Raw genomic sequence first — 6,948 nt, forward strand, 5'->3', positions numbered from 1 at the left:
GGTGAAGTCCCGCTGGAACAGGTCCGCCACCGGCGTCTGTGACGGCTCGGGCACAGTGGTGCGTACGCGCTTGCGCAGGCGGAGGCCGGCGATGCGGAACTTGCGCATCACACGGGCGACCTTCCTCTCGTTGATGCGCAGGCCGGGGGCCTGGCGGAGCCCGGCCGTGATGCGCCGGGCGCCGTAGGTGCCGACCGCGCCCGCGTGCACGGACCGGATCCTCATCGCCGGCACCTCGTCGTCCCGCTCGCGCCGGGCACGGGACTCGCGGGATGCGCGCCACTTGCAGCAGCTGGAGCGGACGACGCCGAGTACCTGGCAGAGCCGCTTGACCGGGAAGGTCCCGCGCTGATCGTCGGTGAACTGAAAACGGCTCGTCACCAGGTCATCCCGGAGACGGAAAACTTCGTCGCCCTTCGGCAGGACGTCGCGTTCCCGGGCGAGCGTCGCGTTCTCCTTGCGCACCGTCTTCAGTTCTGTGCGCAGGGCCGCTATCCCGGCCTTCCGCTCTTCCCCGGCTCGGCTCGCTCACCGCGGTCTGCTCCTTGACTGTGCTCGTGGTCGTGGCGTCCTCACCGCGACGGGCCCGTATCCAGTCCCTCAGCGCGCCCCGCCCGACCCCCAAATCCTCGGCCACCCCAGCGAGGGTGAGATCCGGACCGGACAGGTACAGCGCGACGGCGTCCGCCTTGAACTCCAGCGAGTAGAACTTCATCACCATAAAGAACACCTCTTCCTCAGCCCCAGGCCAGGGCCGGATCAAGGTGCCCACCACCCAGGGGGAAGCGCCCCCGACCACCCGGACGCCACCCGGCTGCTGATCACCGCCGACTCCGGTGGCTCCAACGATCCCCGCCGCTGGACATGGAAGAAGCTCCTGCACGCCTTCGCGCAGGAGAACGGGCTCGAGATCACGGTCTGCCACTCCCCGCCCGGCACATCGAAGTGGAACAAGATAAAACACCGGATGTGCTGCCACATCACCGCGAACTGGCGAGGACTGCCGCTGACCAGCGGGAATGGGGAAGCCCCACTGGAGTACTAATACTCCAGCAGCGTTTCGCTATCTGGTCTGGTCAGAGGCGTCGTCCGGAGTGTAGTTGGCTGATGGCGTGTCAGGGGCGGTGTTGGCAGACCGCCCCTCCAAGGAGTGGACTCGTCGTCGGTAGTGGCAGTGGCGGGCGACGGCCTGGCGCCTGCGTCGCCACTGCGACCAGCTCACCGCGTGGATGCGAAGTGGTGGGCGGGGTCGGTGGGCGGGGCGAGTTGCCAGGAGCCGGCGGACTTCCGCCACGGTGAGCGGAACCAAGGTGGAACCGTTTCTGCATCCCCTTTTGCGGCCGCCTGAGCCGCCGTGGCGGCGAGGAAGGTGTGGGCGAGCATCGCCAGGGTGATGTGCCGCATCCAACCGACGTAGCGGCGGACTTCGTAGTGATCCAGGCCGCATTCGTTCTTCGCGGCCTGGAAGCATTCCTCGATCGCCCGCCCGCGCCCGGCGACCTGCACCAGCCGTTCGACGCCGGTGCTCACCGGGGCATAACCCAGGTAGTAGGCGATCTCGTCGGGCCTGCTGATGCTGCTGCGGGCCAGCGCCCAGCGTTGATGTGTGGGCCTGTCGCCGTCGAACTCCTCGATCATGGGGAGCTGGACTGCCGCCCAGTGGTAGACGCGCGGGCCCTTGGCGCCGTCGCCGCACGAGCGTTTCTCCCACGCCTCCGGCGGCGCTTGTCTGAACAGGTGATCGATGCGGCCGAAGCGCGGCACCTGCTGGGACTTCGGGACGGCCAGCACGTAGCCAATGGCTGTCTCTTCCAGCATGCGGCGAAAGCGCCACTCCTGACCGTAGGCGGCATCCGCGGTCACCCAGGCGATCGGCAGCGGCGAGGCAATTGCACGCAGCACCATCGCCCTGGCCAGCTCTGGCTTGGTGCGAAACCGCGTTCGTCGGGGATCTTCGCGGCGCGGCAGCGTTCGCGGTCGTTGGTCCAGGACTTGGGCAGATACAGCTCGCGGTCCGCCAGGGCCCGGCCGCTGGTGGTGGTGTAGGCGGCGAAGACGCCGATCTGGCAGTTCTCGGTGCGGCCGGCCGTGCCGGAGTACTGGCGCTGGACGTCTGCGGAGGTGGTGCCCTTCTTGATGAAGCCGGTGTCGTCGAGGATGAGTACCCCGTCGTCCTCACCGAGTTTCTCAGCGACGTATGCCTGGAGGTCGTCGCGGATGTCGTCGGCACTCCAGGTGGCTCTGTTGAGCAGTCGCCGCAGGCCGTCGGGGGTGCGGTGGCCGGACGTCACACGCCCCAGGGCACAGGCCGGCGCCCAGCATGATCCGCAGGCATATGCGCCGCATCGAGACGTCCCGTGCGCCCCTTTGCGGAAGGTTGCCCGCGCAGCCATGCATCAGTCAAGCTGAAGGATGTACGAGTCGTGGATCATTCCCTTCCGAAACGCAAAGGGGCCGTCGGCGGTCCGGAGCCATCTGGCAGGAGCGGGCGCATCACGCTACAGGCGGCGCGGCTGCTGGAGTCGGTTGCGGGTCCGAAGGATGTACGGAATCTGGCGCCTGAGCGTCTGCCCCAACTCGCCTGGGAGATCCGGGCGTTCTTGGTGGAGAGAGTGTGCACGGCCGGGGGGGGGCATCTGGGGCCGAACCTGGGCGTGGTGGAGCTCACCCTAGCGCTGCACCGGGCCTTCGACTCGCCGTGGGACGCTCTGGTCTTCGACACGGAGCATCAGGCGTATGTGCACAAGCTGCCGACGAGGCGGAGGAAAGGTTTCGCCCGGCTGCGGCCGAGGGCCTGCTGTCCGGCGAGAGGGACAGGGCCGTGGTGGCGGTCATCGGGCGGACGGCGTGTGCACCGGGGCATGTGCCGAGGAAGCTGTGTGAGACCTGGAGGAGGATTCCCGTGGACTTCTTGGCGCGCCCGTACAGCGACAACTGTGCCCGTATCACAGAGGGCGCCCAGCACGCCCTGGTGGGATTGAGCCCGTTCAACAGCCACTACAAGCCTCATCTGGTGGAGGCACTAGTGGAATGGGCGGTGCGGAACTTCAAGCACGTGGACGTGTTCACTGCGGGCTTCGAGGCGGCACATACGCTGGTTGCCGCAGGCTTCGAACCGTCGGAGGCGGTGCGTCGGGTGAACCGGGCGGTTCGTCAGTTGTACGCTCCGGCGCGTCGGGCACTCGTTCGGTCGGGGCTGGCCGAGCCTGAGCGGCATCTGCATACCTGGACAGGGCTAACCAACCGGTATGCGTACGCGACGCTCAGAGAGAGGGTTCGTATCGCATATCGCACCGATCCAGCGGTGCGCAAGGCATGCCGGGCGGTCACACGGGACGCGGTGGGAGCGGTAGCCAAGGGGCCGGTCGGCGAACGTCAGGTGGACATCGGTGTCGGTTACGCCATCGCGGAGATGCCGTTGTTGATCGACAGCCCCTCGATTTTTAATGTCAGTTCCTCGGTCTTCGTCTACCACCGCCCTCTGGAACTGGCCCAGGTATTGCTGGACAGGCCTACCACTGGCTTGTGTCTGTGCCCGGAACAGGGATTCATCGTGGCCGAGGTACATCAGGAGGTGCAGTGATGACACAGATGCCCATGCCCGCCACCGAGCCCGAGCTGCCTCTGCGCTATCCCTTCGAGCCGGGCCCGTGGGGTACCCCGCCGCTGGTCGTGCACTGGGCGCGTCGGAACCACCCGGTGTGCCCGGTGGTCCTGCCCAGCGGCACTCAGGCGTGGATGCTCACACGGAAGGACGACATCGCAAAGGTGTTCGCCGACCGGCGCTTCTCCCGTGCCCTCGCCTTCGACGGAGCTCCGCGGATGGCGGGCGACGACTTCACGTCCGTGCCCGGCAGCGTCTTCAACATCGACCCGCCCGACCACACCCGGGTCCGTCAGGTCATCGCGCCCTACTACACACGCACCGGGGTGCAGCGGCACCGGCCGATGATCGAGGACCACGCGAAAACCCTGCTCGATAAGATGGCCTCTGGGCTCAACCCCGCCGATCTGGTGGAGACCTACGCAGATCCGCTGCCGCCCCTCGTCACCTGTGACAGCCTGAAGATCCCCACCAAGCTCCGGGCCAAGTTCATGAAGAATTTCAAGGTCCAGACAAATCTGGCTGTCACCCCGGAGAAGGTGGCTGCCGCCACCAAGCAGATCACTGCTTTCACCGGCGAGGTCGTGGCAGCCCGCCGTGAGGACGGGGACCGTGACGATCCCATTGGCGCCCTGATCACCGCCCACGAGCAGAAAATGATCAGTGAGGACGAGGTGCACGGCACGGCCAGCTACTTGTGCGTGACCGGGGTGGAGGCCCTGGTCTCCCCTTTGCTGACCGGGCCGCTCACCCTCCTGAGGCACCCCAAACAGTTGCGGGAGTGCATGAAGGAACCCGAGCTATGGCCCAAGGCCGTTGAGGAACTCCTGCGCTACCACCACAATGGCGTGCTTGGTCTGCCCCGCATCGCTCTGGAGGACGTGGAACTCCACGGAACCCTGATCCGCAACGGCGATGCGGTGTGCGCCACGATGCTCGGCGCCACCTGGGACGAAGCTCACTACCCCAACCCGGCAAAGTTCGACATTCACCGCACGACCGACGGCACCGCCACCTTCGGCGCTGGCCCTCACTTCTGCATCGGCGCCGCCTTCGCACGGCTGTTCCTGCAGATCGCCTGTCAGGCGCTGTTCACTCGCTTCCCCACCCTGCGTCTCGCGCTGGCCGAGAGCCGCATTCCCTGGCGGGAAGATCTCATATTCATCCGCCCCTCCAGCCTCCCCGTCACCTGGTAAGTCAGGAGTCGCATCATGGGCAAGGAATTCGACGACCTCGCCGAGGCCTATGAACGCACAGCCACCGACGACATGCCGTTCCGCCAATACATCGAGGCCCACACCTTCCTGGCTGCCCTCGGCGACATCACCGGCAAGCACGTGCTCGACCTCGGTTGCGGCAGCGGCCTGTACACCCGCCGCCTGCACAACCTCGGCGCCGCCAAGGTCACCGGCATCGACAATTCCGACGGCATGATCGACTATGTCCGCCGCCGTGAGGCCGCCGACCGGCTCGGCCTCACCTACCTCAGGCGAGAAGCAACCCATCCCGCACAGAGCGACCCTGAACTCGACGGTCAGTTCGACCTCGTCGCCTCTGTGTACGTCCTGTGCTACGCCCCTACCACCCAAGCGCTGGCCGGCTTCTGCACCACCGCCCGCCGAGCACTCCGCCCCACGGGGGGCCGGTTCGTCTTCGCCACCCTCAACCCCGACGTGGCCACCCAACCCGGCTACTACACCCACTACGGCTTCGACTTCGACATGGCTGACACCAGCCAGGACGGCGCAGAAGCACCCATGCGTGCCTGGATCCCCGCCCGCGAATTCCGCCTCACCCCCTACCGCTGGTCCCGCCGCGCCTACGAACAAGCCCTCCATCAAGCCGGATTCACCACTGTCAGCTGGATCCACCCCCGTGTCTCTCCCGAAGGGCTCGCCGCCTACGGCGGCGCCCACTGGGCCAACTACCTCAAGATTCCCCACGCTCTGGTGGTGGACTGCACGGCGTAAACCCCGTGACTAGGCAGTATTTCACATATAACCACTCAATGCCGCGAAGTTAATGGGCCACGGGGCCGTGGCTATCATTGGTTGGGGTGCGATCCGGTAGGTGCCGGGGACGCCCTTGACGAGTCGGCCCCGGCTGGCCCAGGCAGACAACTGTACGTAGAACCTGTGCAGTGCGTCGTGCGGGTTCCGGGGCCTGCTGCAGGATGACCTGCACGATCTGCCGGCGAGTCACCGTTGGCGCCATGTGGCCGGTCTGCTCTGGGGATCGCGGTACGGCAGGCCGCCGACCGGGGGCGAGGGCCGGGGGTTTCCTGTCCGGTTCGGATGGTGGCTCATGGACGGTCACCTCGACCGTGATCATGCTGGTGTTGGTCAGTGGCCTGTGGTCGTCCGGGCGACGGTTCCATGCCTGGTAGCGGCAGGCGTCCGCCTTGACGATCCGGGCACGGAAGCGTGCCCGCCGGGCCGGGAGGAGATCCGCCAGGACAGCCCTTCCGATACAGCCCACCAGGTCCGCCTGGTCATTCGCGGCCGGGACGAGGACGCCGTCGGCGGTGATGACGGTGTCCCTGGCCGTCTCGAGCGTGATGGTGAAGGAGGCCCGGTTGGGGTCAACGCCGGGGCAGGTCTATACAGCGGTGACCATGGTGTGCCGGATCGTCTGGTAAAGCGTCAGGAGGGTCCATACCTCCTGCTCGATGTGGCACGGACGTACCAGCACCAGGGCGGGATCGGTGCGGTGGCCGGTCAAGGTGGTGATCAGCCGGTACCGGTCAGCGGTGATGCTTGCATCCGCGCCGTTCGCCTTCACCTCAGCTTCGATCACCCGAAGCCGCAGGCCGGAGATCTGGGTGAGATAGGAGCTGTCACTCAGTACCGCGAGAACGGGCGGACGTTGGTAGGAGCGGCAACGGGACAGGAACTGGCTGCCGGTGGCGGCCACAGCTTCCAGGAAGTAGTTGCTGTCGAAGCCGCGGTCCGCCAGCAGGAGCATGTCACGGTCGAGCTTGTGCAGCAGGCGGGCGGCGCAGGCGGTCTCGCTCGTCTGGGCCGGACCGAAGACTGCCCCAGCACATCCGTCTACCGGCCTCCACGAGCGCCATCAGCGTCATCGTGGGGGCCCGCCGGGCCCAGCCGGGACCCTAGCTTGCCGAGCCAACTACGGTTGCGCTCGTGGTCGGGATCCTTCAGCGAGCCGCATCCGTCGAAGGCGACGGTCCGCCACCGCTGGTACCGGACGCCAGGCGTCGACGGCTGCGCCAGCGGGACCGCCAGCGTCTCAGACAGTGCCTTCAAGTGGGCCGCGCCAATCCGCCGCACAGGTCCCGCAGCGCCTTTCTCCGACGGGACCGGGATCACCAACCCACTCAGTCG

The 6,948-nt window shown here is 66.9% G+C and carries 6 protein-coding genes and 3 pseudogenes; 5 read left to right on the forward strand and 4 right to left on the reverse strand.

Features of this window, described 5'->3' with window-relative positions:
• Together ACFWZ5_RS43595 and ACFWZ5_RS43600 are read right to left on the reverse strand one after the other, a co-directional pair.
• Nucleotides 1–465 (reverse strand): IS3 family transposase (locus tag ACFWZ5_RS43595; protein WP_384892609.1); only part of this gene is annotated, 465 nt, incomplete at its 3' end.
• Nucleotides 386–721 carry a transposase gene (locus ACFWZ5_RS43600; protein ID WP_384892623.1) on the reverse strand — a complete coding sequence of 112 codons (336 nt, stop codon included), beginning with the start codon at nt 719–721 and terminating at the stop codon, nt 386–388. The genes ACFWZ5_RS43600 and ACFWZ5_RS43595, both read right to left, overlap by 80 nt.
• Nucleotides 722–793: 72 nt before the next feature.
• Between ACFWZ5_RS43600 and ACFWZ5_RS43605 the strand changes: the two are divergent.
• A pseudogene (locus tag ACFWZ5_RS43605) lies at nt 794–1,015 on the forward strand (ISAzo13 family transposase); the annotation flags it as partial.
• Nucleotides 1,016–1,218: 203 nt separating this feature from the next.
• Here the strand turns inward: ACFWZ5_RS43605 and ACFWZ5_RS43610 are convergent.
• Nucleotides 1,219–2,393: pseudogene (locus tag ACFWZ5_RS43610) on the reverse strand (IS701 family transposase).
• Nucleotides 2,394–2,423: 30 nt separating this feature from the next.
• On the opposite strand from ACFWZ5_RS43610, the gene ACFWZ5_RS43615 reads away from it, so the two are divergent.
• Genes ACFWZ5_RS43615 through ACFWZ5_RS43630 form a run of 4 tightly spaced genes read left to right on the forward strand, consistent with a single transcriptional unit; the run spans nt 2,424 to nt 5,574 of the window.
• Entirely contained in the window at nt 2,424–2,981 is a 558-nt protein-coding gene (locus tag ACFWZ5_RS43615; protein WP_384892612.1) for a 1-deoxy-D-xylulose-5-phosphate synthase N-terminal domain-containing protein, read from the forward strand.
• The gene (locus ACFWZ5_RS43620; protein ID WP_384892615.1) at nt 2,903–3,583 is read left to right on the forward strand and encodes a tRNA-dependent cyclodipeptide synthase; all 681 of its coding nucleotides are present in this window, start codon (nt 2,903–2,905) and stop codon (nt 3,581–3,583) included. The genes ACFWZ5_RS43615 and ACFWZ5_RS43620 overlap by 79 nt, the downstream gene beginning before the upstream one ends.
• Entirely contained in the window at nt 3,583–4,800 is a 1,218-nt protein-coding gene (locus tag ACFWZ5_RS43625) for a cytochrome P450 (RefSeq protein ID WP_384892618.1), read from the forward strand. Before ACFWZ5_RS43620 ends, ACFWZ5_RS43625 begins: the two co-directional genes overlap by 1 nt.
• Before the next feature lie 15 nt (nt 4,801–4,815).
• Nucleotides 4,816–5,574 carry a class I SAM-dependent methyltransferase gene (locus ACFWZ5_RS43630; RefSeq protein WP_384892621.1) on the forward strand — a complete coding sequence of 253 codons (759 nt, stop codon included), beginning with the start codon at nt 4,816–4,818 and terminating at the stop codon, nt 5,572–5,574.
• Between the two features lie 628 nt (nt 5,575–6,202).
• On the opposite strand, the pseudogene ACFWZ5_RS43635 reads toward ACFWZ5_RS43630, so the two are convergent.
• Nucleotides 6,203–6,628 (reverse strand): annotated as a pseudogene (locus tag ACFWZ5_RS43635) (transposase); the annotation flags it as partial.
• Nucleotides 6,629–6,948: the final 320 nt, after the last annotated feature.

The sequence above is a fragment of the Streptomyces sp. NPDC059003 genome, assembly GCF_042740445.1.
GTDB lineage: Bacteria > Actinomycetota > Actinomycetes > Streptomycetales > Streptomycetaceae > Streptomyces.